The following is a 26024-nucleotide window of genomic DNA, read 5'->3' as shown; positions in this document are numbered from 1 at the left end:
TCTGGCGTTGCGTCAATTTGGGATAGTGTCTTATACTTTTGTATAGGAATTTGTAGATTTTTTTGAATGCCGAAATTATGCCATCAATCTGCTTCAACCTTTGAATTGTAAATAATAGCATTAGGAACGATCTGTTTTGCGGCTTTTGATTGTCGATGACCACACTATGGTTCTGGACCTTATGTCTGCGCTTTTTGCGTCCGAGAAAGATATCGATGTATCTACGGCGGCCACGTACGAATCTGCGCTTAAGACCATAGAAACAAACAATCCTTTTGATCTGATCCTGCTTGATTTCAGCATGCCTGGATTAGTTGGTCTAGAAGGCGTTTCAACGGTATTGAAGCAGGCGCGAGGGTGCCCCGTTGCGCTAATGTCTGGTGTTGCCAATCGTGATGTGGCCAAGCTTGCGCTTGAGGCTGGTGCAGTCGGTTTCATTCCAAAAACTATGCAAGCTAAATCGCTTATCAACGCCGTCCGATTCATGGCGTCGGGCGAAGTTTATGTTCCGAATGACTTTATGAATGCGCCGATAGATGAGCGGCGCGAGCACCCGCTTGCTCGCAACTTGAGCGAACGAGAGTATCAGGTTCTGAAAGGGCTGTGTAAGGGGTTGGCAAACAAGGAGATCGCGCGCGATCTTGAGTTACAGGAAGTCACCATCAAGCTGCATATGAAAAACCTGTGCCGTAAGATCGGGGCGAATAACAGAACCCACGCCGCGATGATTGCACGCGACGCGGGGTTGTTTTAGCGTCAGCGATCTGGGTTTTCGACCCGATCAAACTTCCAACTACCGAACAACAAAAACCGAACAGCGCGAATGCCGCACGACGCGCGCGGCGTTCGGGCCCAGCAGGTAATCTTTGAAGTCAGGCTTATGCGCGCCGATCACAATCAAATCTGATTTGTCGAGCTCGGCCGTTTTGAGGATTTCCTCATAGGCCGTTCCGGTCGCGATGATGTGCCGAACTTTGGCGTTCACATCGCTCCCGAGCGCGGCTTCAACAAGGGCGTTGAGGTGTTTCTTTGCTTCTTTCACCACTTGGTCATGATGCTTCTTCTCAAAGAAACTGCCGACCCAGCTCGTTCCATAGTCGGGCAAGACAGTAATGACATCAAGCTGTGCATCATCATGCAGCCCTGCCAGTCTTAGCGCTTCCTGTAGGACGTGGATGTCGCGGTTTTCGTTGCTGATATCGACAGCGCAAAGGATTGTCGTACTCATGCTGGTACTCCTTGTTTTGTCATGCGACCACGTTGCAGCAAGGCGATGAGACCGAGCAGCAAGAGGGCAGGGATAAAGATGATCTCTTTAGGCATCTGTTCCTGTGGCACCTGAACGGCGGTGATTGTCACTGGCATATCTGCGTAGAAATCAAAGTTGGCCATGGAATCGGAGATAGGTTTGCCGAACATCGGCTCTTCCATCAGGATTTGACCGTTATCCTCCATCAACATAAACCCGAACTCTTCAAGGCGGCTATCGGCATCGCCATCGGTCGTGATGTCGACCTGAAGTGTCGAACTCTTTGGCTCTCCGGTGTTGTAGTCCGGGCCTTCGACAAGAACGCGAAGCTGGTCTCCGACCTGTGCGGCCCCTAGCGTTTCTGAGAATGCACTGGCCTCCGTTGTTACGAGTGGAGGTTGTAGCCGATCCATGAAGAAATCAGGACGGAACAAGGCAAACGCAACGAAGACCAAGAGCAGACTTTCGTAGATTCGGCTCTTGGTGAGGAAGAACCCCATAGTTCCTGCCGTAAAGACCAAAATCGCAATCGAGGCGATCACAAAGACCAGTATCCCTTGAGCAAGTGAGACATCAATCAACAGCAAATCTGTATTGAAGATAAACATGAAGGGCAGCGCCACGGTCCGGAGGCTATAGAAGAAGGCAATGAAGCCGGTGCGGATAGCATCCCCTCCGGAAACCGCCGCAGCTGCAAAACTCGCAAGCCCCACGGGTGGGGTCACATCGGCCATGATCCCGAAGTAGAATACAAAGAGGTGCACTGCGATAAGAGGAACAAAAAGGCCGCTCTGTTCACCAAGTTGAACGACAACGCCAGCCATAAGCGATGAGACAACGATATAGTTCGCCGTTGTCGGTAGGCCCATTCCCAGCACCAAAGAGAGCAAAGCAACCATCGCCAGCATGATTAGTAGGTTGCCGCCAGACAGGAATTCCACCAGATTGGCCATAACCTGCCCGACGCCAGTCAGAGTAACCGTTCCAACGATCACGCCAGCGGTTGCCGTAGCAAGGCCGATGCCGATCATGTTGCGCGCGCCGTCGATGAGGCCTTGTAGCAGGTCAACTACGCCATCCTTGAACGCGTTAGCCATATCGTTCTCACCGCGAAAGATCGACTTGAGCGGTTTCTGAGTTAGTAGAATGAAAAAGAGCAGGAAGGTTGCCCAAAACGCAGAGAGGCCAGGGGACTTCTGTTCGATCATCAAAAAATAAACCAGAACGATAATCGGTAGGAGGTAGTAGAGGCCCGCTTTGTAAATTTCCGCGACAACAGGCAATTCGACAACTTCGGCATTGGGATCGTCAGGCTCTAGATCAGGCACGGAAGCCGCGAGTTTGATCAGAGCAAGGTAAATAGCCACAACGATCGCCGACATGATTAACCCTGCGAAACTTGGCTGCCACGCGGTCACAGCTTCAACGGGAAATTGTGAACCATAGCACAGACCTGCGAAAACAGCGAAGAACCCGAACATGCCGACCAACGTGCGCGCCAAATGGACATCGCGGTTTCCGATCGTGGGCATGTTATTTTTCACTGCTTCCAGATGCACGATATAAACCAACGCGATATATGAGATCGTTGCTGGCAAGAAGGCATGGGTAATCACCTCGACATAAGAGATGCCCACATATTCCACCATCAAGAACGCGGCTGCGCCCATCACTGGCGGCATAATTTGGCCATTCACCGAGCTTGCAACTTCAACCGCGCCCGCTTTTTCGCTGGTAAAACCAACGCGCTTCATCAGGGGGATTGTGAAGGTGCCGGTTGTTACTACGTTGGCGATCGAAGAGCCGGAAATAAGACCGGTTGCAGCAGACCCGACAACCGCGGCCTTTGCAGGGCCACCACGGAGGTGGCCAAGTGCACCGAACGCCATTTTGATGAAGTAGTTGCCCGCGCCTGCTTTATCGAGCAGCGCGCCGAACAGCACAAAGAGAAACACAAATTTCGTCGAAACACCGAGCGCAATGCCGAACACCCCTTCGGATGTAATCCACATGTGGCTCATGGCTTTCTTGAGCGAAGCGCCTTTCCATTGGATAACTTCGGGAACCCAACTGGATGAACCGAAAAAAACATAGGCGAGGAAGACAATCGCAATAATTGCCATTGCTGGCCCAAGCGCACGCCGTGCGCCCTCAAACAACAGAAGAAGTCCTGCCAGCGCAAACCATTTGTCTACGTCGTCGGCAAGTCCGCCGGAATTGACGACTTTTGTATAGAAAATATAGCCATACATCGCGATACCAGCGCCAGCGATACCCATGATCCAGTCTTGGATCGGAATGTAATCTCGTGGGCTTTTGCTGAAGGCGGGGTACGCCATAAAGGCGAGAAAGATAGCGAACGCCAAGTGAATTTGGCGTGAGTTATTGATGACCGATCCTGGCAATAGCTGGTTTGCCAGCGGGGATGCGAGAATGACCTGAAAGACCGACCAAGTGATCGCCACGATTGCAAGGAACGTTCCAACACTTCCTGCCGGATTTCGGGCGCCCGCGTCGGAGGAGCTAACCAGATCCTGTAGCTCTTCTTCGCTTAACGGTCGATTTTGTTTGTCGGTTTCGGCCATGTCACTCTCCCTGATCTGCCAGCTTTTTGCGCGCGGCTTGATCTTAAATTACCTTAAAAACAAAGAAGGGCCGCCCATAGGCAGCCCTTCTGAAAATGCGTGGATTAGTTAATCCAGCCTTTTTCACGGTAGTACTTCTCAGCACCAGGGTGCAGAGGAGCGGAAAGACCGGCAGTTGCCATATCTTCAGGCTTCAGATGCGCAAAGGCAGGGTGAAGGTTCTTGAAGTCTTCGAAGTTGTCAAAGACAGAAGATACAACCGCATATACCGCTTCTTCGGAAACAGCATCTGATGTCACGAAGGTCGCGCCCACACCGAATGTGTTCACGTCTTCATCGTTGCCGCGATACATTCCGCCAGGGATTGTGGCGTGGCGGTAGTAGGAGTTGTTCGCGATCAGTTCTTCAACTGCGTCGCCGTCAACAGTTACGAGCACGGAGTCACATGCTGTTGTTGCTTCCTGAATGGAACCGGATGGGTGACCAACGGTGTAAACCATCGCGTCGATCTGGTTGTCACAGAGCGCAGCAGACTGCTCGGCAGCCTTAAGCTCTGTTGCGAGGCCAAGGTCGCTCATAGCCCAACCTTTTTGGCCCATCAGCACTTCCATTGTGCCGCGCTGACCGGAACCTGGGTTGCCGATGTTGACGCGCTTGCCTTTGAGATCATCAAAGTTTGTGATGCCGGCGTCAGCACGTGCAACAACTGTAAACGGCTCTGGGTGAACAGAGAATACAGCGCGCAGGCCTTCGAATGGCCCGGCTTCTTCGAACTGGGACGAACCATTATACGCGTGGTACTGCCAGTCAGACTGCGCAACACCGAACTCAAGCTCGCCTTCGCGAATTGTGTTGATGTTGTACACCGAACCACCTGTACTCTCGACAGAGCAGCGGATGCCGTGCTCTTTGCGGCCTTTGTTTACAAGGCGACAGATCGCGCCACCCGTTGGGTAGTAAACGCCGGTCACGCCGCCGGTACCAATGGTGATGAACTCTTCGGCAAAAGCTGCCGGAGCCATCGTGGCCGCAATTGCGGCGCTGGCCAAAGTTGTGGTGATTTTTCTCATAAGTTTTCTCCCTTTTATGATTGAGTTGAAAAAGTTAGGCCTCTGCATCGCGCACTTCGTGAAGGCGCCTGTTGTTACTTTCAACAGCAGCAATTCTATTGCGTGTTTCCTCTCCACCTTGGCTGGCAAGCATTCCGACAATAGTCTCCACGAAGAATAATGTGGCCGTGTAGGACGTGAAAAAATGTGGTCCGTCTGAGGGGACGATAAAGGCAGTTGTCGCATATCGCAATGCCGGACATTTGTGAGTGTCGGTAATAACGATGACCTTTGCTCCGCGTTCGCGCGCCAGTTCAGCGGCTCGGATGATGCGCGGTGCAAAGGGCGGTTTTGTAACGATAATTACCGCGTCTTCCTGATCAAGTGTTTCAAGTCCGCTTCCGAGTGAGGCGCCCATTCGGCCACCCAGCGTCCAAGAGGGGCTTACAAAATTGGCTACATAAGCCATGTGTTCTGTAATCCCGGTCGAGCCAAGTGCACCAAGAACAAGGACGCGTCGGGCGTTGTGAAGCTGCTCTACCGTTTCGGCCAAAATCTCGGGGTCGACCGAGGCGGCGAAGCTCTGAATGTTATCGACGCAGGCGTCCCGATAGGCGGCCAAATAGTTGTCCGGCCCGCGGGAGCCAATTTCAGATTGAAGTTTTTCGGCACGTTGAGAAAAGCTGCTTACGCGTCGATTGATCGATAGCCGAATCACATCGCGCAGTGCCTCGAAACTCTCATACCCGAGAGCGCGTGCGAGTCGGGAGTATGTTGCCGGAGCAAGCTCACTCTCCTGCGCAATCGCCCTCAGCGAGCGCGTAGCCACATCGACGGGGTGCTGCGCAACAAAGTCTGCGGCGACTTTAAGTTTCGCGCTTAACCCATCGTAAGCAGACGCAAGTTTTATATCGAAAGCTTCGCTCAAAATTCCTCCCCCCGAGGTTTTGAGACATTCTCACTCGTTTCATCTCTTGTCAACAAATGATTCATCTGTTTCAAGTTGGCGCATCTCATTTCGCTGCGGAGGCGCGCTATGTCCCATGTTTTCCACCGTCACACGAAGCACTCCTATCCAACTGCAATGCGTGGAGAGGGAGTTTACCTATTTGATGATAAAGGGAAAAAATACCTTGATGGGTCAGGTGGCGCGGCGGTGTCCTGTCTCGGTCATGGCGATCCCGATGTGATTGAAGCGATTAAAGCGCAGGCTGAGTCGTTGGCCTATGCGCATACAAGTTTCTTTACATCCGAGCCCGCCGAACAGTTGGCCGACAAGCTCGTGGCCGCATCGGATGGGGATTTTGAGCGCGTTTACTTCGTTTCTGGCGGCTCTGAAGCTGTTGAGGCGGCGCTGAAACTCGCGCGCCAATATTTCCTTGAAAAAGGAGAGAGCACCCGCCGCCGGTTTATTGCGCGGCGTCAGAGTTACCACGGAAATACCCTCGGAGCGCTTGCAACCGGCGGCAACCAATGGCGCAAAGAGCCCTTCGCCCCGCTGATGGTTGAAACCTCGCTTATCTCCCCTTGTTACGCATATAGGGGGCAGCAAGATGGGGAAAGCGCGTTTGAATACGGCCAGCGCGTGGCCAATGAACTTGAAGAAGAGCTTCTGCGCGTTGGGCCGGAAACCGTTATCGCATTCGTTGCGGAGCCGGTTGTTGGGGCAACATTGGGCGCTGTTCCACCTGTTGAGGGCTATTTCAAACGCATCCGCGAAATTTGTGACACATATGGGATTCTTCTCATCCTTGATGAGGTCATGTGCGGGATGGGGCGAACAGGAAGCGTGTTTGCATACAAGCAGGAAGGCATTCGGCCGGATATCGTAACAATTGCGAAAGGGCTTGGCGCTGGGTATCAGCCTATAGGTGCCATGCTGTGTTCAGCAGAAATTTACGCGGCAATTGAAGCGGGCACCGGTTTTTTCCAGCACGGCCATACTTACGTTGGGCACCCGACCGCCTGCGCCGCCGCAAACGTCGTTGTCGATAAGCTCACTACTGGGCTTGCAGCACGCTCCGCTGACATGGGACAAAAGCTAAATGCGGCTCTGAAAGCCTCTTTCGGGCAACACCCGAATATCGGTGACATTCGCGGCCGCGGGCTGTTCCAAGGGCTGGAAATTGTAGAAGACAGAGACACCAAGTCTCCTTTTGCACCTGAACTGGCAATCAATGCGAAAATCAAGAAAGCGGCCTTCGCCAACGGTTTGGGGTGTTATCCAATGGGCGGCACGGTCGATGGACGTATCGGAGATCACGTGCTTCTTGCGCCGCCGTTTATCCTGACAGATGAGCATATAACCGAAATCACTGACAAGCTCGGAGCAACCTTCGCGGAAGTTCTATGACCATGCTGCCAGAGATCATGGTGGCCCCCAATGGTGCGCGACACGGCAAAGATGCTCATAGCGCTGTGCCAATTACACTATCGGAAGTTCTTGATTGCGCAGAGGCCTGCGCTCAAGCAGGCGCTGACGGTCTGCATTTCCACCTTCGGGATGAAGAGGGCGCGCACTTACTCGATGCGGGCGCATATAGAGAGGCGATCACGGAACTACATGCTCGTGTCCCCGCGATGACGGTCCAGATCACGACTGAAGCTGCCGGAAAATACGAACCGCCGCTACAAATGGATGTTGCCCTTGGTTCAGGCTGCGAGCTTGTCTCGGTGTCCATTCGCGAAATCGCAGGCCGTCAAGACGAACGGATATCACGCCGCTTCTACGATCAATGTGCGGACGCTGGTATCACGGTGCAGCATATTTTGTATTCCATAGACGATCTGGCACTTTTGCGTCAGACGCTTTCATTGGAGCTGCTCCTGTCGCCCAATTTGCAACTCCTTTGGGTGCTTGGGAAATATGGCGATGAGAATAGCTCTTCACCTGAATTGCTTGATCCAATTCTTAAGGAAATGCGGCAATTCGAGGAAATGCCCGATTGGATGGTCTGTGCGTTTGGTCGGGCTGAAACCGATTGTTTGGTTGCGGCGCATTCACATGGGGCCAAGCTGCGAATTGGATTTGAGAATTCTTTCTGGAACCGCGACGGAAGCCTCGCGTTGGATAATGCGGAGCGGGTGCGAGAGCTCGTCCAGGCGCTTCGAGAAAACAGCTGAACGGCGCATTTCTTTGGCGAAATGAATACAAGTGCTTTCAATCGCTTGGAAATTCTCTAACACTTGCCGAATAGATTGTTTGGTTTTTGAACGCGAGAATGAATGGGCGAGATTCTTGAAGGGTTGAAAGCGGCGTTTTTGTTGCTGGTCACGCTTGATAGCGATCTGGTCGAGATTACGCTTCGCTCGCTTCAGGTTACGCTGTCTGCTCTTGTTATCTCTTCATTGATCGCGCTGCCCTTTGGCGCATGGCTTGCAATTCGCCGCTTCCGCCACCGGCGGCTCGCGATTGCTGTGTTGAACGCGCTTATGGGCATTCCGCCAGTTGTTGTTGGCTTGTTTGTCTACTTGCTGCTGTCACGATCTGGGCCATTCGGGGTTTTGGGGCTTTTGTATACGCCGTCCGCCATGATCATCGCGCAGGTGATTATTATTACACCGCTGATTGCCTCTATTGCCCATCAAAGCTTGCGCGAACTTTGGGCAGAGTATCATGATCTTTTGATCTCACTAAACACCACACGACACCAACGGATTAAAACCCTCGTTTGGGATGGGCGCAGGGCGCTGTTAACGGCCTCACTCGCTGGATTTGGCCGAGCGATCGGGGAAGTCGGCGCTATTATGATTGTGGGCGGCAATATCGACCATGCAACGCGTGTTTTAACCACAGCAATTGCGCTTGAAACCAGCAAGGGAGATTTCTCGTTGGCGCTTGGCCTTGGATTTGTGCTGATCGGCTTGGCGATTTCGGTAAATGTGGCGATCCATTGGCTAACACGCACAGAAAGGGAGGGGAGATGGTAAACTCGATCCTTCCACTTGAACTACAGGAGGTCGTTGTCTCAAAACGCGGGCGGCGAATTGTTGGGCCTGTAACCTATACGCTTGCAGGAGCAGGGACGACTATCGTGATCGGTCCAAACGGCTCTGGCAAAACCACTTTGCTTAGAATGATGCATGGATTAGAGCGCACCTCCGAAGGGAGATTGAGTTGGGCGCAAGCGTTTAAAGAGGCGAGCCAGCGGCAATCGTTTGTGTTCCAATCGCCGATCATTATGCGCCGCAGCGTTTTAGACAATTTGGCATATCCACTTACACTAGCCGGAAAATCCCGAAAGGAAGCAAACGAGGCTGCGGCGCGCTGGGCTGCGAAAGTTGGGCTTGGGTCTCGCCTTCAACAAAGTGCTTCGCGGCTTTCGGGAGGGGAGAAGCAAAAGCTGGCCCTTGCGCGGGCGCTAATCCGAGAGCCGGAAGTGTTATTTCTGGATGAGCCTTGCGCCAATCTCGATGGCAAAGCCACGCGCGTTATCGAGGGGGTGCTTCAGGACGCAAAATCAAACGGCACACGGCTTGTTATGTCGACCCACGATATGGGGCAGGCCCGAAGACTCGCGGATGATGTGATTTTTATGCTTGGAGGCCAAATTCATGAATGTGCACCCGTACAAGATTTTTTTAATTCTCCGGCCACTCCAGAAACCGAGCAATTTTTGAGAGGAGATATTGTAGAATGAAGCATCTGGTTTTAAGCGCCGTTTTTTCAATTTGTTCGGCTGTACCGATACTCGCAGAAGATTTGCGCCTTGCTGTAACAACCTCTTTTCATAACTCGGGACTCGCCGATGTTTTGCTGCCCGAAATCGCCAAGGATACCGGACTAAACGTACAGCTTTTGGTGGTTGGCACGGGGCAAGCAATTCATCTGGGTGAGGCAGGTGATGTTGATGCCATTCTTGTACATTCCCAAAAGGCGGAAGAAGCCTTTGTTGATGGGGGCTTTGGCAGGCATCGGCGTGAAATAATGTATAATGATTTTGTTTTCATCGGCCCGGTAGAGGATCCGGCGGGTGTCGGAAACGCAGAAAGCGCGGCTGAAAGCTTATCAAGCATTAAGGCCAACCAAGCGTTGTTTGTCAGTCGCGGAGATGAAAGCGGCACGCACAAAAAAGAGCGCGCGCTTTGGCAGCTTGCCGGGTTTGATCTAGAGCAGTTTGGTGATTGGTATCGAGCGGTCGGGGCGGGAATGGGCGCGACATTGAATGCGGCGGCTGGGATGGGTGCCTATGCAATGTCTGATCGTGCAAGCTGGCTCAATTTCGGAAACAAGGAAGGGCTGGCGCTTTTGTTCTCTGGTGATCCGCTCCTGTTTAACCAATATGCGTATCTGCCGGTTAATCCAGAGCGCCACAGCCATGTAAACGCCGAGGGTGCTCAAAAGCTTGAAGAATGGCTGGTGAGTGAAGAGGCTGAAGCATTGATTGACGGCTACCAGATAAACGGAGAGCAACTCTTTACATTCAACGCGACGCGGTAGCTATTCGATCAATCGTCAACAGAGCCATGGATGGCAAATTGTTCTAATCCCGCGTCTTGAGGTTCGATTTTGCGGAATTGTTCTTTGACGCCAGCTTCAGTCAATTCGCGAGACACCGTTAGAAGCGTGTTCGGCGCGTGGTCGGCGCATAAATCTTGCATAAACGCGATTTCTTCGGCGGCGACCTTGCTTGCCGCTTCCGGAGATGGAGCGCCGTAAATCTCGACAAAATGTTGCGCCAAACTTCGCTCGAGAGCGTCGCGCTCTGCCTCGCTCAGTTCGGCAACTGCAACGAAGGTTGCGCGACCGAATGTTTCCAATCCAAGCCACCCGTTGGCAAAGGCCTGACGCGACTTTCCTGTAAGATCGCCCTCGCTCCAGTTTGAAAACTCGAACCCGCCAGAGACACACCATTCCCCTGTACGTGCTGGATTGTGGAATACGTTTTGGTCGCTCTCATCAAGATGGATCACGCGTGCAAGTCGCATTTTAGCTCTCCAATACAGCAGTTAGTGGAAAGAGTTTGATCGTATCAGACGTTTTGAAAAGCATGCCAAAATCCTCGTCTACACCCTGAAATATTCCGCTTTCCCCGTTCATGTCGATCTGGTCTCCCATCTTCCAAGCCAGCCCGCTCCAAGCGCTATGAATGGCTTGGGTGCCTTCTTCTTCCCACCGATTGACCCAGACCAAAGTGTGCTTTGCCCAACTTTCAAGGAGTTGTTCGATATCAATCTCGGCACACCCCTCGTTAAACAGTGCGGTCGTGTCCGGTGTTTCTCCGCCTTCGCCTGAAGAGGGCCAAATCGGAACGGATAGTCCAACAACGAGCCAGTCAGGTGTTTGAGCAGGATCAGAGTTTGACGCAGCAGCGCGCAGCCCTCCGCACTTGGCACCGTTGAGTATGAAGCGCCCGTCCCAAGCAAGATGAAGCGCAACCTCCGGGGGGGCAAGCGCTCCGAGGGCGTTTTGAAAACCGAGTCCACAAGTTGGAAGCATAACCATTGCTTCTACGAGCGGAACTTCAGGGGCGAACACAATGGCAGCGGAAAGCTCATCTGGAGTCATTGAATAAGCAATTAGTCCTGCATCACATCCGCGTGCTGCGTGAGCCTGTGCCGCTTTGAATGCGTCACCCATAGGAGGCACTTCGATACCGGACATGAGCGGAGGAAACTGCACCATTCTTAGGCCACGCCTGTCTCGATAAGCTGGTCGGCAAGGCTTAGGAATGCGCTCGCTTGGCTGCTCCCTGCTTTGGAAACAACAATCGGCGCACCGCCGTCTGCGGCAAGGCGAATATCAATATGCAACGGAATCTCGGCCAATAGAGGAACACCAAGCTTGGCCGCCTCTGCGTTTACGCCACCGTGCCCGAAAACATGCTCTTCGTGCCCGCAAGCGGAGCAGATATGCGTGGACATATTCTCGATCATACCAAGGATCGGTGTGCCGAGCTGGTTGAACATGTCGATGCCCTTCCGCGCGTCTAGGAGCGCGACGTCCTGTGGGGTTGAAACAACGATCGCGCCGGTTAGCTTGGCTTTCTGGGCAAGGGTCATCTGAACATCCCCTGTGCCAGGGGGGAGATCGACGATCAGAACATCCAGCGCGCCCCACTGAACTTGCCCCAGCATTTGTTGAAGCGCGCCCATCAGCATAGGGCCGCGCCACACCACGGCCTGATCCTCATTGGTCATGAGGCCGAGCGACATCATCGTAACCCCGTGATTCCGCATGGGCAAAATCGTTTTGCCATCCGGAGAGGCCGGACGCCCAGACACGCCGAGCATGCGTGGTTGCGAAGGGCCGTAAACATCCGCATCAAGTAGGCCAACCTTTCGCCCCTTTGCGGCGAGCGCACACGCCAAGTTGGACGCAACGGTTGATTTCCCAACACCGCCTTTGCCGGATGCGATGGCAATTATGTTATTCACGCCAGGAATCGGTTCTGGGCCTTTTGGCTCTGCGCGGTGGTTTGGTTTGAGGTCTGGCGGGGTTTTCGGGGTGCTATGAGAGGTCATGACCGCAGAGACGCTTTGCGTGCTATCGAGGTTTTCAACGGCCTCTTTCGCGCGGTTGAGTACGTCTTCGTATTCTGCTGCAGCGCTTCCGCTTACCTCAAGCACAAAACGAACTTGTTCGGGTTCAACCGTCAACGCCCGAACTAGGCCAGCTTCGATGATATCGTTGCCTGAGATTGGGTCTTCGATAGATTTCAGCGCCGCAAGAACGGTCTCTCGGGTTAGGGTCACTTTGGATTAGCCTTCAATCGTGCCATTAACTTCGTGGACCAATTCGATCTCGTCGATTGTAAGAACAACTTTTGCCTTAAATGGGCCTTTGCCTTTGTCACTGTTCCTTAAGGCCTCTTCGATTGCTTGCTGGGACGTTACCCCAACTTGCTTCAGAAATTTCCGGATCGACATGTTGAAATCGTCGCTCATTGTTGCTCCTTAGAATGTGTATTGAAAATTGATTAATGATCCTTGCGTTTGCTGAAGTAATCCTCGCTGCGGCGCACGGGGGGGCGCTCTTTTCCTGCGAATGGATTGTTTGCGCTATGCATTTGAGTTTTGACACGACAGTCGTCGCACATCTGAATCATGCGGGCGGCTTCGGAACTGGCGAACATGCTGTGTTTGCCTGCTAGCTTTTCCGAGATTTTCTCAATTGTGGATTTCACGCCAAACAGCTCCCCGCAACTGACGCAGGCAAATGGCTCTTCTTCGTGGATCACGGTTTGTGAAAGCGCACTTTCATCGAGATTTAGGCGCGGTTCAAGCGTAAGGGCGCTTTCAGGGCATACGTTGGTGCAAAGTCCGCATTGAAGGCAGGCGTCTTCCTGAAAGCGCAGTTGAGGGAGGTCAGGGTTGTCGCCAAGAGCGCCAGACGGACAGAGAGAAACGCAAGACAAGCACAGCGTACAGGCATCTGTATCAACTGTAACTGCGCCATAGGGCGCATGGTCTGGCAGTTCTATAATGTCCGCTTCTGGGTTGAGGGATTTGGCCGCGAGGCGGGTGACTTGCCTGCGATTTCCGAGTGGAAGAATGGGCGAAACTTCAGGAACCGCGGAGGTGTCGGCATAAAGCAGTTCGCTCAAATCGTCGGGGTCTGTCACAGAAATCAACCGAACAGAAGAATTTGAAGCGATCGCATTTGCTGTGGAGGCTTCTCGTTCTAGTGCTTCGGTTTCAGTTTTCGGCGCGAGCAAGATGTCGACGGCCACAAAACCTGTTGCAAGAGCAGCAAGCGTTTCGGCGTGACCGAATGTTGAGAGCGCCGAAACTTCAAGCGGGATCACATCGGCTGGCAGGCCATCCCCATATCGCGCGAAAGTTCGAAGCAATTCAGTTCCAAACTGATTATCATGAACAAGTAGACGCGGCGCTTTTCCACCCGCTTCTAGGCCCACATCAAGGAATGTGCGCGCCAAAGTCTCTATCCGCCGAAAAACCTCGCTGCTCGTCGGGCTTTCATATTCAATCGCGCCAGACGGGCAAAGCGATGCGCAAGAGCCGCACCCCGCACAGACCATTGGATCAATTGCAACATGATCTCCAGCGGGCGTAATCGCTCCGGTAGGGCAAATATCAATGCAATTGCTACAGCCGGTTTGCTGCGCTCTTGAATGCGCACACAACGGTTCGGTCAGGCGAAGGAAGAGCTCCTTTTCAAATGTGCCGATAAGCTGCGCGGCGTCAAAAATAGCCGAGGCAATTGAGGGCGCGTGTTTCGGATCTGCGCGAAGATACCCATCGCGCTTTTCATGCGCGGGAAACAGCGGTGTGTTTCCGGTTAGATCAAGGATGATATCGCATGTCGTTGTGCCGCGCCCAAGCACGGGCCCAAAATCCAATTCACCACGACCACCTTTCTGCGGCTCGCGAAGGTCCTCAATCTGCACTTCAAATTCTGTAAACGCACCCCGCGCAGATTTTAGCGTTCCCGCAACTGTATCAAACCGCTGATCGGGAAATGGCGCGGCATCAGGCGGGAGCAAGACGGTTACAGCAAGCACCTCGCAAAGTTGCTCTGCTGCTGGAATGGTTACGTCCGGCTCGCCGAGTATTAGGCACAGGCCTTCGGATGAAACATCCATCGTTTTTGCAGGAGCGCTGGCCAATAGTGCCTCGGCTAATAGCGCCGCCATTTTGGGTGTGGTCGCAGCGGTATCCTTCGTCCATCCCGCGCGATCTCGGATATCGATGCAAAGCGGAGCGGGTACGTTCAGGTCTTCAGCGAGTTCGGCAAAAAATGCGCTTTCCTGTCCGCAGGCAATAGCCACATCACCGGATTCCAAGGCCGCGGCTACTGTTTCCGCCTCTCGGCCGCAAAGCTCGTTGTGGACTTTAGAGCAAGCAAAGGAGGTGTTCTCAGAAAGTGCCTCTTGGTCGAGAGACTGGCTTCCAAGGCAATTACACAGCAACAATGATTTGGACATTGCAATTCCTCTTGCTCGCGACCGGATCGGTTGTTCCGGTGCTGGCTTGTTCTGCAAGGGTAGGCATGAAACGCATTGCCCGTAAACAGTTTTTCAGAATCAGCGAGCAAGAAAAAGCGAAAGTAAGTTTGTTCTGCACCTGATTTTGCGCGTGGAATTCGTCGCGGAAACTGCTCGTGGCCTTGCCAATATTGCCGCGATGCAATGCTGGTTCGAAAAGCTATCGCAATTCATTTTCCGTGTTATACTCGATTTGATTGAAGAGACCGGCGGAGTTTTTTGACAGCCTGAATCCATACTTTAACTCAATTTCGGAGGAGAAGTGAGCGAAGCGCGACACAGAAAACAGGTGATGCCCCTTGGCGTTGTCATTCGGCGTGTGCCTGGTGTGACGAAGTGGGTTCCATTCGCTTGGAAAGCCGTTGCTGTTTTGCCCGGATCAGGAGAGGCGAATTGGCGTGAGCTTCGCTCCTATGAAGACACCGTTGAGTTTCATGCCGCGACCCGCCCGCTTGAACTCCATAGAGCGGATGCGGAATCCTATAAGCACGGGCTTTCGACGCGTGTACCGTCGATCTATGTGGTTATGCGTCAGGAGATAGCATCCGAACCGCCCGAGATCGTGCTTGTGACGGCCTCTCCGTATGAAGCGCAGGATTATGCAGACAGCGGTGAAGAGCTGGTTGAGAAAGTGCCGATGCCTGAAGGGCTCGTTGCTTGGGTTCGGGATTTTGTTGATGCCCACTATGAAGAAGAAATCTTTGTAAAACGCCGCCGCAGGAACGAACGCGTAGATTTGAAAGATGACGGAATTGGCGACGCGCGGATCGAACAGACTGCCGATGTGTATCGTGCGCCGAGTTCAGTTAAGTCAAGGCTCGTGACGACTGCCCAGAAGGGCGCTGTGGAGGTCAAGCAATGACAACGGGGCGCGATTTCTGGTCGGAGCGGATCAGGTCTGTTCAGAAAGAGGCAGAGGCCGAACAGGAAGCTGCAATCGAACAAGAGCGGGCGAGTCAACAAGAACTGGCTGCGGAAAAATCTGATGCAGAGATCTTGGCAGAGTTGGATTTGCCCGACCCAGAGACATTGAAGGCTGGTGACGATTTTTCGGCTTTTATGGGCAAGGCGGTTCCAGAACGTATTCGGCGCAAAGCCCTAAGAAAACTCTGGGGAACCAACGCGACACTCGCGAATTTGGATGGCCTGGTCGATTACGGCGAAGACTTCACTGACTCCGCCAATGTGATTGAAGGGATGCAAACTGCATATCAGGTTGGCAAAGGCATGCTCGCGCATGTCGCTAAGCAAGCGGAGGAAGCAGAGATTGCCGCGTTGCTTGAAGATGAAGATACCTACGATGCAGCCGAAGAGGATGGCACCGAGCCCGAATTGGCTCTTTCATCCAATGAGGCAGTAGAGCCAGTCAACTCGGAGGCAGCGCCAACGGAACTTCCAAAGCGGCGCATGCGGTTTCGTGTTGAGCAGCCGCAAGAACGGGTAGGGGGCTGATATGAACATGGCGCTAAATGATGGTTTGGAAATTCCCGAAGAAGACCGTTTGCGCGCGGATATGTACAACTTTCTCGCCGCTGTTCTTGCACGACCGGCAGATGGAACGATGCTCAAACAGCTGAGCCAGTTGGAAGGGGATGAGAGTCCGCTCGGCAGCGCAATCGGGTCACTGGCGCGTGTTGCCAAGGTTTGTAAACCCAAAGCGGTCGAGAGTGAGTTTAATAATCTGTTTATCGGCCTTGGTCGCGGAGAGTTGCTCCCTTATGCGTCCTATTATCTGACGGGGTTCCTGAACGAAAAGCCATTGGCAAAACTGCGACAGGACATGGCCGCGCGCGGCATGCAGCGTGCTCCAAATATATTTGAGCCAGAAGACAATATTGCGTCGCTCATGGAAATGATGGCGGGGATGATAACCGGAAAATTCGGTACAGTTGTTTCGCTCGGTGGTCAGAAAACATTTTTCAATCGGCACATTGGCCCTTGGGCTCCGCATTTCTTCAGCGATCTGGAAGGTGCAAAGAACTCAGTTCTTTATGCATCAGTTGGGTCAGTTGGGCGCGAATTCATGGATATCGAACGCGAAGCGTTTCGACTTTTGGGCAGTTCTTAAGCCCACGGAAAGCGGAGTGATCCGCAACATAACGGTGCGCTAGCACCACAAATAGGGAGGATTATCCCGTGACGAAAGACAGTAAGAAAGGCGCAAGCCGTCGGGATTTTTTGAAGCTTGCTTCGGCAACGGCTCCTGCTGCGGCAGTGGCGCTTACAGGGAAAGAAGCTGAGGCAGAAAACCTTGAAAAAGCCGAAAAGGGATTGATGCAAGATACCGCACATACCCGCGCCTATTTTGACAGCGCCCGCTTCTAGGTAAGGGTGCCTTCTAAAGTCCGCGCACGACATAAGCCGCGCGGAACAAGCTGGCCATAAAGCGATCATCAGGCCGGTAGCGACAATAACCAAGCAAGCGTGATCAGCCGCGCAAGCCAGGGAGAATTAAGATGCTTAGGAAAAAGACCAACGGAGCGCCGCGACGTTCTCCTCGGACAAGTATCCTGTCTGAGGTTGCTTCAAAATCAGTCGACAGACGCACATTTTTGCGAGGGTCAGGTCTGGCTGTTGGCGGATTGGCCGCGATTGGGGCAACGGGCGGAACTGTAGCGCCGGCCACCGCGCAATCAGCGGCAACGCAGGCGGTCGAAACTGTTAAATCGGTTTGCACGCATTGTTCGGTTGGGTGCACGGTTGTTGCCGAGGTCTATAACGGCGTTTGGGTTGGACAGGAACCTGGATGGGATAGCCCGTTTAATCTTGGCGGACATTGCGCCAAAGGCGCGGCTGTTCGAGAGCATGCTCATGGCGAGCGTCGCCTTAAGTATCCGATGAAAAAAGAAAACGGCGAGTGGAAACGCATCAGCTGGGAACAGGCGATCAACGAGATCGGCGACGGCATGATGAATATCCGCGAAGAGAGCGGTCCGGATTCGGTTTATTGGCTTGGTTCTGCGAAGCACAACAACGAACAAGCCTATCTGTTCCGTAAGTTCGCTGCCTATTGGGGCACAAACAACGTGGACCATCAGGCGCGTATTTGTCACTCAACCACGGTTGCAGGTGTTGCGAACACCTGGGGCTATGGAGCGATGACAAACAGCTATAACGACATCCACAACTCACAAGCGATTTTTGTCATTGGTGGCAATCCCGCGGAGGCGCATCCGGTTTCATTATTGCACCTTTTGAAAGCCAAAGAAGAAAACAACGCGCCGCTGATCGTGTGCGACCCTCGCTTTACGCGGACTGCGGCACATGCCGATGAATACGTCCGCTTCCGGCCGGGTACGGACGTTGCCCTTGTTTGGGGTATTCTGTGGCACATCTTCGAGAACGGTTGGGAGGACAAAGAATTCATCCGCACGCGTGTTTGGGGCATGGATCAGATACGCGAAGAGGTGAAACGCTGGAATCCTGAAGAGGTTGAGCGCGTGACAGGCGCACCGGGCGAACAGCTTCGCCGCGTTGCGCATACGCTCGTCAATAACCGCCCCGGCACCGTAATTTGGTGCATGGGCGGCACTCAGCACACCACCGGAAACAACAACACGCGCGCCTATTGTGTGCTTCAGCTTGCGTTGGGCAACATGGGGACCGAAGGCGGAGGCACCAATATTTTCCGTGGCCATGACAACGTTCAGGGCGCAACCGATCTTGGCGTGCTGTCTCATACATTGCCAGGGTATTACGGGCTTGCCGAAGGAGCGTGGGCGCATTGGGCGCGTGTTTGGGATGAAGACCTCGATTGGCTCAAAGGCCAGTTTGCAACTGCCCCCGGCGATGACGGTAATGAACAGAACTTGATGAATCTGATCGGTATTCCCGTTAGCCGCTGGATCGATGGGGTTATGGAGGATTCAGAAAACACCGATAACCCCAATCCCGTTCGAGCGATGGTGTTGTGGGGCCATGCGCCGAACTCACAAACACGCGGTAAGGAAATGAAAACGGCAATGGAAAAGCTGGATATGTTGGTCGTGATCGACCCGTATCCAACGGTTTCTGCTGTTCTGCATGATCGCACTGACGGATGCTACTTGCTGCCAGCGTGTACGCAATTTGAAACGCGTGGGTCTGTTACCGCATCCAACCGCAGTCTTCAGTGGCGCGATAAGGTCGTAGATCCCTTGTTTGAAAGCCTGCCGGACCATGTGATCATTGCGAAGTTTGCCAATAAGTTTGGTTTTGCTGATCGTTTGTTCCGCAATATCGAAATGGAAGATCCAGAAACGCCAAATATTGAAGACGTTACGCGCGAATTCAATCGCGGCTTGTGGACGATTGGCTATACCGGCCAGAGCCCAGAGCGGATCAAACTTCACATGGAAAACCAGCACACGTTTGATCGCACGACGCTCAAGGCTGTTGGTGGCCCCGCAGATGGTGATTATTATGGTTTGCCATGGCCGTGCTGGGGCACCGCAGAGATGAAGCATCCGGGTACGCCGAACCTCTATGACATGTCGAAAAAGGTGTCAGAGGGTGGTCTTACCTTCCGCGCGCGGTTCGGTGTGGAGCGAGATGGCGACAACCTTCTGGCAGAGGGGGTGTTCTCCAAAGGCTCGGAGATCGAAGACGGCTATCCCGAGTTTACCATGCAGATGTTGATGGACCTTGGATGGGATTCTGACCTGACCGCAGAAGAACGCGCAGCGATCGATGCTGTGGCTGGGCCAAAGACCAATTGGAAAACCGATCTTTCCGGTGGAATTCAACGGGTTGCGATCAAGCATGAGTGCGCACCGTTCGGCAACGCCAAGGCGCGGGCTGTGGTTTGGACGTTCCCTGATCCGGTGCCGATCCATCGCGAGCCGCTTTATACCAACCGTCGCGACCTTGTGGCGGATTATCCAACCTACGAAGACCGCAAGTTTTATCGCCTTCCAACCATGTATGCTTCTATTCAGGAACAGGATTTCAGTAATGAATATCCGATCATCCTGACATCGGGGCGGCTGGTTGAATATGAAGGCGGTGGCGACGAAAGCCGCTCAAATCCGTGGCTCGCCGAACTTCAGCAAGACATGTTTGTCGAGATCAACCGGCGCGACGCCAATGATCTTGGTATTCGTGATGGCGAGCAGGTTTGGGTCGAAGGTGCCGAGGGCGCCAAGGTCAAAGTGATGGCAATGGTGACAGAGCGTGTTGGCGCGGGCGTTGCCTTTATGCCGTTCCACTTCGGCGGCCATTTCGAAGGAGAGGATTTGCGCAGCAAGTACCCTGAGGGCGCCGATCCTTATGTGTTGGGTGAAAGTACAAACACCGCTCAGACATATGGCTATGACTCCGTAACCCAGATGCAAGAGACGAAATGTACTCTTTGCAAGATTTCAGCAGCGTAAAGGAGAGATACGATGGCTAGAGCAAAATTTCTCTGTGACGCCGAGCGCTGTATTGAATGCAACGCATGTGTGACGGCTTGTAAAAACGAACACGACGTGCCGTGGGGCATCAACCGACGTCGCGTGGTGACCATCAATGATGGCTCACCAGGAGAGCGGTCTATTTCGGTTGCCTGTATGCATTGTTCGGACGCGCCGTGTATGGCGGTATGCCCCGTAGATTGCTTCTATCAGAACGAAGACGGTATCGTTCTTCATTCCAAAGACCTGTGCATTGGTTGTGGGTATTGCTTCTATGCTTGCCCATTCGGCGCACCGCAGTACCCGCAGGCAGGCAACTTCGGTAGCCGCGGCAAGATGGACAAATGTACCTTCTGCGCTGGTGGCCCTGAGGAAAATGGTTCAACCGAAGAGTTCAAAAAATATGGCCGCAACCGTATAGCCGAAGGCAAGCTGCCAATTTGCGCAGAGATGTGTTCTACAAAGGCGCTTCTTGCAGGGGATGGCGACACCGTTTCCGAAATTTATCGCGAGCGTGTTGTGGCGCGAGGCTTCGGTGCCGGAGCTTGGGGCTGGGGAACTGCCTACGGATTGAAGGGCGGTTGATAACCCGCAAAATGGCAATAGGGCGGACAGTGGTTCGCCCATGCTCGATGTTTTTCGGGGTGCATATGCTACGATTTTTACTTGGAATTCTTCTCTCGTTCGTGCTGATCATAGTACAGCCAGCGGGCGTTTTTGCACAAAGCACAGACAGAAGTGCAACCGGCGGCGCGCAAACGCTCGAAGACATCATGGCGCGGCAACAGAAGATCGTCATTGATGATAGTTTCCGCCGAGATGTCACAGGAAATACAGAAGGTGCCGCGATCACCGATCAACTTGGAACGCTCGGTGGCGCCTCTGATCCGGACCTATGGCGCGCGCTTCGGTATGGTTCCGCGAATGTGACGGTCTCCACCGGAGGGGAAGCCGCCAAAAGCGTTATCCAAAGCGGTGGCATGTGGTGGCTTGAGTTCCGACGTGACGTGTTGGCCCCATTTGGAAGTTACCTATTGCTCGGAACTATCCTTCTGCTTGTTCTATTCTATCTAATCCGCGGCAAAATTCGAATTGATGGCGAGAAAACCGGCGAGACGATCCTTCGTTTCAATACGATTGAGCGCATGGGACATTGGATTCTTGGCATATCGTTTATTCTGCTTGGAGTGACGGGTTTGATCTCACTTCTCGGTCGGATGTGGATAATACCGTGGTTGGGGAAAGACGCTTTCGCAACGCTCGCTCTGGCCTCAAAATGGATCCACAACAACGTAAGCTTTGCGTTTATACTGGGGCTGATAATGATCGTCGTGGTTTGGGCCAAAGACAACATTCCCAATCGCGCAGACCTTCAATGGATCGCTCAAGGGGGAGGGATCTTCAAAAAGGGCGTACATCCCCCCGCCAAGCGGTTTAACGCGGGTCAGAAGGTCATTTTCTGGTCGGTAGTGTTGTTCGGTAGCGCGATCTCGGTCACAGGTGTCTCGCTCCTGTTTCCGCATTCTATTCCGCTGTTTGAATCCTTATTCCAGATGCTGAATGCTACGGGCCTTCCGCAGATCGTTGGATATGGTGAGATTTCGACTGTGCTCTCACCCCAAGAGGACATGCAGTTCGCGCAGCTTTGGCACGCGGTTTTGGCGTTCTTTCTTATGGCCATCGTGATTGCGCATATCTATATCGGTTCAGTCGGGATGGAAGGCGCCTTTGCGGCGGTTGGTTCGGGCGAAGTTGAAAAGCAATGGGCGCGTGAGCACCACTCTCTATGGGTTGAAAGCATTGAAGAAAAGCAACCCAATGAAGATGAAACGGCAGAGGCAAAATGAAAGTTATCGCATCCGCAGCAGTTTTGATCGCAGTGATTTCCGTTGTCGCCAGCTTCTCTCTCGGGAAAATCGGTAAGTCGAGCGCAGAAGAGTATGCGAGTCCGTCGGTACGCCTTGACTAAGAGGCGCGCTAGGCCGCTTTCAAACTAACATTCCGCATGCCGCGCGCCGCTCTCCCTAGAAGTAGGCGCGTTTCATAGCGGCTTAGGCGCCGGTACTCAGAGAAAGCAGAGCCTTGTGTTGGCTCCCCAATCCAGTGAACGCGGCGGTGTGGTGTTGACGAACGGGCAAGCCTCGGACCGGATGACACCCAAGCGCCATCTGCGTTGATCACCTCTTCATTGTCGAACGACAAAACGTGGAAAACCGAAGTCCTTTGCGCAGAATAGAAGTCGACACCGTGATAATCGAGGCAGGAATGAGCATTCACCAAAACCTTACCAGTCTCAAATAGAATACACGCACGCTCGCTTTGGATAAGAAACTCAACAGATGGCATGACTTTCAAAGGCGCAACATTGCCGAATGTTCCGGCGGGAACAACGATGGGCCGCAAGGTCGGGCAGCATGCAATATCTTTTGGCTGGATGTCGTATTTGCCAACTGCCTTGACCTGTGCATATCCGCCGGCTTTTGTGCGCACCCTGTCGCCCGGCCGGATGTTCTCAATTGGTGATGGTCCCAAATCCGTAAGAATTCGTGTGCCTGCCGCAAGTCCAGAGAGCGAAGCAAGTCCTTGTTGAAGCTCGGGGTGAAATGAGCGTTTGCAACGATTGGCAATAAAGCCTGCGATATCTGGGTCGCTGTTAGCTGGAAGTCTGTTTTGATCGTTGAGATCAGCCAGTAAGTCGGAGGCTTTGAACGGCATTAATGTTTGTCCCTTTTCGGCGTCTGTCTGTTTTGCACAGACATTGGAGCCGGAAAGCGGTCTGACTGGGATATCTTTGTGTCAAATCTCGCAAAACCTGTCGAGAATGTGGCGCATCAGGAGGGGCTTAAAGACGCGAGGATCGGGCAATCCGAACGAGAGCCGGAAGCGCATTCGGAAACGAGTTTGGTGAGCGTTGAACGCATCTCTTGAAGCTTCTCGATTTTCTCTTCGATCAGGTCCAAATGCTCTTGTGCAACGGCTCGGACGTCCGCGTTTGCACGGTTTTCATCCTCCCAAAGCGCCAGCAGAGTTCGGCAGTCCTCAATTGAAAACCCTAGAGCTCTGGCGCGGCTGACAAAACCGAGTTTGTGCACATCTTTGGTGTCAAAATCACGGTACCCGTTTGCATGGCGCTGGGGGCTGACGAGGCCGATATCTTCGTAGTATCGTATTGTTTTTGAGGTAAGGTCCGTCAGCTTTGCGGCGTCTTTGATGTTCATCTCAACCTCCTGATGTGACGCTTGGTGCTGCAGCGTTTCTAAGCCGTAAAGCGTTACTTAGAACGAAAACGCTCGATAGCGACATGGCTCCGGCCGCAAATATTGGCGAGAGCAAAACCCCGAAGGCTGGATAGAACACCCCAGCGGCAACAGGGATGAGTAGCGTGTTATAGGCGAAAGCCCAAAACAGGTTTTGCCGGATGTTTTGAAGGGTTTTTGCGCTAAGGTCCAATGCTGTAACGACATTGGTTACATCGCCTTTCATGAGCACAACGTCAGCGGCTTCGATCGCTATGTCGGTGCCTGTACCGATTGCAATGCCGACATCTGCTTCGGCGAGAGCAGGGGCATCATTTATGCCGTCCCCCACAAAGGCCAAACCCTCGTGTTTGGATTTAAGTGATTTGATCGCTTCGGTTTTTCCTTCTGGCGTAACCTCGGCGACAATATCGGTAATTCCGAGTTCTGCGCCAATGGCTTGGGCCGTTTCTTTAGCGTCGCCCGTTATCATCGCGATATGTAAGCCGCGTTGTTTAAGCGAAGAAATTGCAGATTTGGCCGTTTCTTTAATTGGGTCGGCAACGGCGAGGATGGCAACGATTTTCCCGTCAATTGCGGCGTAGATAGGCGTTTTTCCTTGATTGGCGAGCTGAGCCGCTTTGTCATTGAGCCCGCCAAGTTCTATGTTTTCAGTTTGAAACAGCCGCTCCGCACCGACCATGACTTCAACGCATTCAACGCGCGCTTGAATGCCGAAACCTGTCTTAGATTTGAATTGATCTGCATGTAGAGTGGGCAAGTCTCGCATGGTCGCTTCGTTGACGATGGCCTTGGCAATCGGATGCTCCGAAAAAGCTTCGACGGCGGCAACTTTGGCCAGTACTTCAGCTTCCTCAAAGCCTTCAGCGAGGATTATGTCCGTGAGTTCGGGTTTGCCCTTGGTTAGCGTTCCTGTTTTATCAAAGGCTATGGCGCTGACCGCGTCGAGCGATTGCAGCGCATCACCTTTTCGGAACAAGACGCCAAGCTCTGCCGCGCGTCCTGTGCCAACCATGATTGACGTTGGTGTGGCCAGACCCATGGCACAAGGGCAAGCAATGATAAGAACCGACACTCCTGCCACAAGTGCGAAACTAAGAGCAGGCGCCGGGCCGAAAATGAGCCAGGCGACCACGGTGACAAACGCAGCGAGAAGAACAGCCGGTACGAACCAAGCTGTGATCTTATCCACGACGCTCTGGATTGGCAGTTTGGCAGCCTGCGCCGATTGAACGAGCGCCACAATCCGTGCGAGGACAGAGGCCTCGCCCGTCGTGGTCGCCTTGAAAACTAGACTTCCTGCGCCATTGATTGTTCCGCCGATGACAGTGTCATCTTTGGATTTTTCGACAGGAATTGGCTCCCCGGTGACCATGCTTTCGTCAACGTAACTGCTGCCGGAAAGGACGTCTCCGTCAACCGGAATTTGCTCGCCCGGATAGAGGTGGACCGTATCTCCCGGAGCGACCTCGTCGACATTTACATTGGTGAGTTTACCTTTTCGTTCAACACGCGCTTGTTTGGGCTGAAGATTGAGAAGTCGTTGGATTGCTGCGCCCGTGCGGCCCTTTGCGCGGGCTTCCAGCGTTCGGCCCACAAGTATTAATACAACGATAACGGCGGCCGCTTCGAAATACACATTCGCTGTGCCTTGCGGCAGAATTTGCGGTGCAAATGTTGTGACAATCGAAAAGCAATAGGCGGCAAGTGTTCCAAGCGCGACCAAGGAGTTCATATCCGGCGCACCACGAAGTAGAGCTGGGATCCCTTTGGTGTAGAACTGTCGCCCAGGCCCAAGTAGAACTGCTGTAGTTAACGCAAATTGAATCAAGTAGCTGTTTTGCATGCCCAATGTGGCCATGATGAAATGGTGAAACGGCGGGAATAGGTGACCGCCCATTTCCAGTACAAACACAGGAGTGGCGAGAAGCGCGGCAATGATCGTTTGACGTTTGAGCCCGTTGTAGGCGTCATCGGCTGTGGAAGATGCCTTGGAAGCTTCTGTGACTGGCCGAGCAGGATAGCCCACAGCGGTGGCCGCGGATGCAATGCTCTGTGGTGTTGTTGTGCCAACCACGTACTCTATATAAGCCGTTTCCGTCGCCAAATTTACCGTTGCTGAACGAACGCCGGGAACCGATGACAATGCCTTCTCGACGCGCGAGACGCAGGATGCACAACTCATCGAAGATATCGCGAGTGTTACTGTTGTGACTTCTGCGGGGTAGCCAGCTTTTCTAAGAGCATTTTCAATCTCAATGACGTCAATCTCATCAGAACCACTGATCGAAACTTGTTGCGTGGCGAGATTTGCGGATGCCGACTGTACCCCGCGCAGGTTTTGGAGCGCCTTTTCAACCCGCCCAACACAAGAAGCGCAGTTCATGCCAGAGACATTTATTGTAAGGGGGCTGGTATGCTTCATAGATCACTCGCGATTCTGCTCATGCAGTTTGATATAGACCTTCCAGTAATGGGAAGGTCAAGGCGGGTACGCAAGACGGTCTGCTTTCGAGATGAAGGATACGCTGAGAGTATATTTTCGGTTGAAGTTGTCGGGCTTGG

Annotated in this window: 26 protein-coding genes; 14 read left to right on the top strand and 12 right to left on the bottom strand. The window is 53.2% G+C overall.

The annotated features are described in order from the left end of the window. The first annotated feature begins 136 nt into the window (after window positions 1-136). On the top strand, window positions 137-754 hold the full coding sequence (locus tag N9C89_RS11115; RefSeq protein WP_263953931.1) for a response regulator: 618 nt from the start codon (window positions 137-139) through the stop codon (window positions 752-754). Between the two features lie 39 nt (window positions 755-793). On the opposite strand, the gene N9C89_RS11110 is transcribed toward N9C89_RS11115, so the two are convergent. The 4 genes from N9C89_RS11110 to N9C89_RS11095 all read right to left on the bottom strand — a co-directional run bounded on the left by N9C89_RS11110 (window position 794) and on the right by N9C89_RS11095 (window position 5811). Beyond that, a complete protein-coding gene (locus N9C89_RS11110) occupies window positions 794-1228 on the bottom strand; it encodes a universal stress protein (RefSeq protein ID WP_263953930.1) in 435 nt (144 codons plus the stop codon). Further along, window positions 1225-3834, bottom strand: a complete 2610-nt coding sequence (locus N9C89_RS11105) for a TRAP transporter permease (RefSeq protein ID WP_263953929.1) — start codon at window positions 3832-3834, stop codon at window positions 1225-1227. Before N9C89_RS11105 ends, N9C89_RS11110 begins: the two co-directional genes overlap by 4 nt. Before the next feature lie 104 nt (window positions 3835-3938). Next, entirely contained in the window at window positions 3939-4904 is a 966-nt protein-coding gene (locus N9C89_RS11100; RefSeq protein WP_263953928.1) for a TAXI family TRAP transporter solute-binding subunit, read from the bottom strand. Window positions 4905-4938: 34 nt separating this feature from the next. Beyond that, window positions 4939-5811, bottom strand: coding sequence for a MurR/RpiR family transcriptional regulator (locus N9C89_RS11095; RefSeq protein WP_263953927.1), 873 nt, complete (start codon window positions 5809-5811; stop codon window positions 4939-4941). Between the two features lie 108 nt (window positions 5812-5919). Between N9C89_RS11095 and N9C89_RS11090 the strand changes: the two genes are divergently transcribed. From N9C89_RS11090 to N9C89_RS11070, 5 genes are all read left to right on the top strand, one after another. Then, complete coding sequence (locus N9C89_RS11090) at window positions 5920-7236, top strand: aspartate aminotransferase family protein (RefSeq protein ID WP_263953926.1); 1317 nt, start codon at window positions 5920-5922, stop codon at window positions 7234-7236. Further along, window positions 7233-8006 carry a 3-keto-5-aminohexanoate cleavage protein gene (locus N9C89_RS11085; protein ID WP_263953925.1) on the top strand — a complete coding sequence of 258 codons (774 nt, stop codon included), beginning with the start codon at window positions 7233-7235 and terminating at the stop codon, window positions 8004-8006. Before N9C89_RS11090 ends, N9C89_RS11085 begins: the two co-directional genes overlap by 4 nt. Before the next feature lie 102 nt (window positions 8007-8108). Then, window positions 8109-8813, top strand: coding sequence for an ABC transporter permease (locus tag N9C89_RS11080; RefSeq protein ID WP_263953923.1), 705 nt, complete (start codon window positions 8109-8111; stop codon window positions 8811-8813). Next, window positions 8807-9523 (top strand): ATP-binding cassette domain-containing protein, encoded by a 717-nt coding sequence (locus tag N9C89_RS11075; protein WP_263953922.1) that lies wholly within the window; start codon window positions 8807-8809, stop codon window positions 9521-9523. Before N9C89_RS11080 ends, N9C89_RS11075 begins: the two co-directional genes overlap by 7 nt. Beyond that, complete coding sequence (locus N9C89_RS11070; protein ID WP_263953921.1) at window positions 9520-10323, top strand: substrate-binding domain-containing protein; 804 nt, start codon at window positions 9520-9522, stop codon at window positions 10321-10323. Before N9C89_RS11075 ends, N9C89_RS11070 begins: the two co-directional genes overlap by 4 nt. Before the next feature lie 8 nt (window positions 10324-10331). On the opposite strand, the gene N9C89_RS11065 is transcribed toward N9C89_RS11070, so the two are convergent. Genes N9C89_RS11065 through N9C89_RS11045 form a run of 5 tightly spaced genes read right to left on the bottom strand, consistent with a single transcriptional unit; the run spans window position 10332 to window position 14770 of the window. Continuing rightward, window positions 10332-10811, bottom strand: a complete 480-nt coding sequence (locus N9C89_RS11065) for a DUF6505 family protein (RefSeq protein WP_263953920.1) — start codon at window positions 10809-10811, stop codon at window positions 10332-10334. A gap of 1 nt (window position 10812) precedes the next feature. Further along, window positions 10813-11508 carry a biotin/lipoate--protein ligase family protein gene (locus N9C89_RS11060; RefSeq protein WP_263953919.1) on the bottom strand — a complete coding sequence of 232 codons (696 nt, stop codon included), beginning with the start codon at window positions 11506-11508 and terminating at the stop codon, window positions 10813-10815. A gap of 2 nt (window positions 11509-11510) precedes the next feature. Beyond that, window positions 11511-12578 (bottom strand): Mrp/NBP35 family ATP-binding protein, encoded by a 1068-nt coding sequence (locus N9C89_RS11055; protein ID WP_263953918.1) that lies wholly within the window; start codon window positions 12576-12578, stop codon window positions 11511-11513. Between the two features lie 6 nt (window positions 12579-12584). Beyond that, window positions 12585-12770: a DUF6494 family protein gene (locus tag N9C89_RS11050; protein ID WP_263953916.1), complete on the bottom strand. Its 186-nt coding sequence runs from the start codon at window positions 12768-12770 to the stop codon at window positions 12585-12587. 32 nt (window positions 12771-12802) lie between these two features. Beyond that, window positions 12803-14770, bottom strand: a complete 1968-nt coding sequence (locus N9C89_RS11045) for a 4Fe-4S binding protein (RefSeq protein WP_263953914.1) — start codon at window positions 14768-14770, stop codon at window positions 12803-12805. A 352-nt stretch (window positions 14771-15122) separates the two neighbouring features. Here N9C89_RS11045 and N9C89_RS11040 point away from each other — a divergent pair, with 352 nt between their 5' ends. From N9C89_RS11040 to N9C89_RS11005, 8 genes are all read left to right on the top strand, one after another. Then, window positions 15123-15692 (top strand): DUF3305 domain-containing protein, encoded by a 570-nt coding sequence (locus N9C89_RS11040; protein WP_263954443.1) that lies wholly within the window; start codon window positions 15123-15125, stop codon window positions 15690-15692. Then, window positions 15689-16282, top strand: coding sequence for a DUF3306 domain-containing protein (locus N9C89_RS11035; protein ID WP_263953913.1), 594 nt, complete (start codon window positions 15689-15691; stop codon window positions 16280-16282). The genes N9C89_RS11040 and N9C89_RS11035 overlap by 4 nt, the downstream gene beginning before the upstream one ends. A gap of 1 nt (window position 16283) precedes the next feature. Beyond that, window positions 16284-16898: a molecular chaperone gene (locus N9C89_RS11030; RefSeq protein ID WP_263953912.1), complete on the top strand. Its 615-nt coding sequence runs from the start codon at window positions 16284-16286 to the stop codon at window positions 16896-16898. A 68-nt stretch (window positions 16899-16966) separates the two neighbouring features. After that, complete coding sequence (locus N9C89_RS11025; RefSeq protein ID WP_263953911.1) at window positions 16967-17155, top strand: twin-arginine translocation signal domain-containing protein; 189 nt, start codon at window positions 16967-16969, stop codon at window positions 17153-17155. Window positions 17156-17286: 131 nt separating this feature from the next. After that, window positions 17287-20181, top strand: a complete 2895-nt coding sequence (locus tag N9C89_RS11020; RefSeq protein ID WP_263953910.1) for a formate dehydrogenase subunit alpha — start codon at window positions 17287-17289, stop codon at window positions 20179-20181. Window positions 20182-20193: 12 nt separating this feature from the next. Continuing rightward, window positions 20194-20787: a formate dehydrogenase FDH3 subunit beta gene (gene fdh3B, locus N9C89_RS11015; RefSeq protein ID WP_263953909.1), complete on the top strand. Its 594-nt coding sequence runs from the start codon at window positions 20194-20196 to the stop codon at window positions 20785-20787. Window positions 20788-20852: 65 nt separating this feature from the next. Beyond that, on the top strand, window positions 20853-22049 hold the full coding sequence (locus tag N9C89_RS11010) for a formate dehydrogenase subunit gamma (protein WP_263953908.1): 1197 nt from the start codon (window positions 20853-20855) through the stop codon (window positions 22047-22049). Then, on the top strand, window positions 22046-22171 hold the full coding sequence (locus N9C89_RS11005; protein WP_263953907.1) for a hypothetical protein: 126 nt from the start codon (window positions 22046-22048) through the stop codon (window positions 22169-22171). The genes N9C89_RS11010 and N9C89_RS11005 overlap by 4 nt, the downstream gene beginning before the upstream one ends. An 8-nt stretch (window positions 22172-22179) precedes the next feature. Here the strand turns inward: N9C89_RS11005 and N9C89_RS11000 are convergent, their stop codons facing one another. The 3 genes from N9C89_RS11000 to N9C89_RS10990 all read right to left on the bottom strand — a co-directional run bounded on the left by N9C89_RS11000 (window position 22180) and on the right by N9C89_RS10990 (window position 25884). Further along, window positions 22180-22917: a Hint domain-containing protein gene (locus N9C89_RS11000; protein ID WP_263953906.1), complete on the bottom strand. Its 738-nt coding sequence runs from the start codon at window positions 22915-22917 to the stop codon at window positions 22180-22182. A 116-nt stretch (window positions 22918-23033) separates the two neighbouring features. Continuing rightward, entirely contained in the window at window positions 23034-23420 is a 387-nt protein-coding gene (gene cueR, locus N9C89_RS10995) for a Cu(I)-responsive transcriptional regulator (RefSeq protein ID WP_263953905.1), read from the bottom strand. Window position 23421: 1 nt separating this feature from the next. Continuing rightward, window positions 23422-25884: a heavy metal translocating P-type ATPase gene (locus N9C89_RS10990; protein ID WP_263953904.1), complete on the bottom strand. Its 2463-nt coding sequence runs from the start codon at window positions 25882-25884 to the stop codon at window positions 23422-23424. Window positions 25885-26024: the final 140 nt, after the last annotated feature.

Origin of the sequence: Halocynthiibacter sp. SDUM655004 (assembly GCF_026015885.1) — a bacterium.
Lineage (GTDB): Bacteria > Pseudomonadota > Alphaproteobacteria > Rhodobacterales > Rhodobacteraceae > Falsihalocynthiibacter > Falsihalocynthiibacter halioticoli.
The sequence above is the reverse complement of the archived record's forward strand: the minus strand, read 5'-3'. Positions and strand labels throughout refer to the sequence as shown.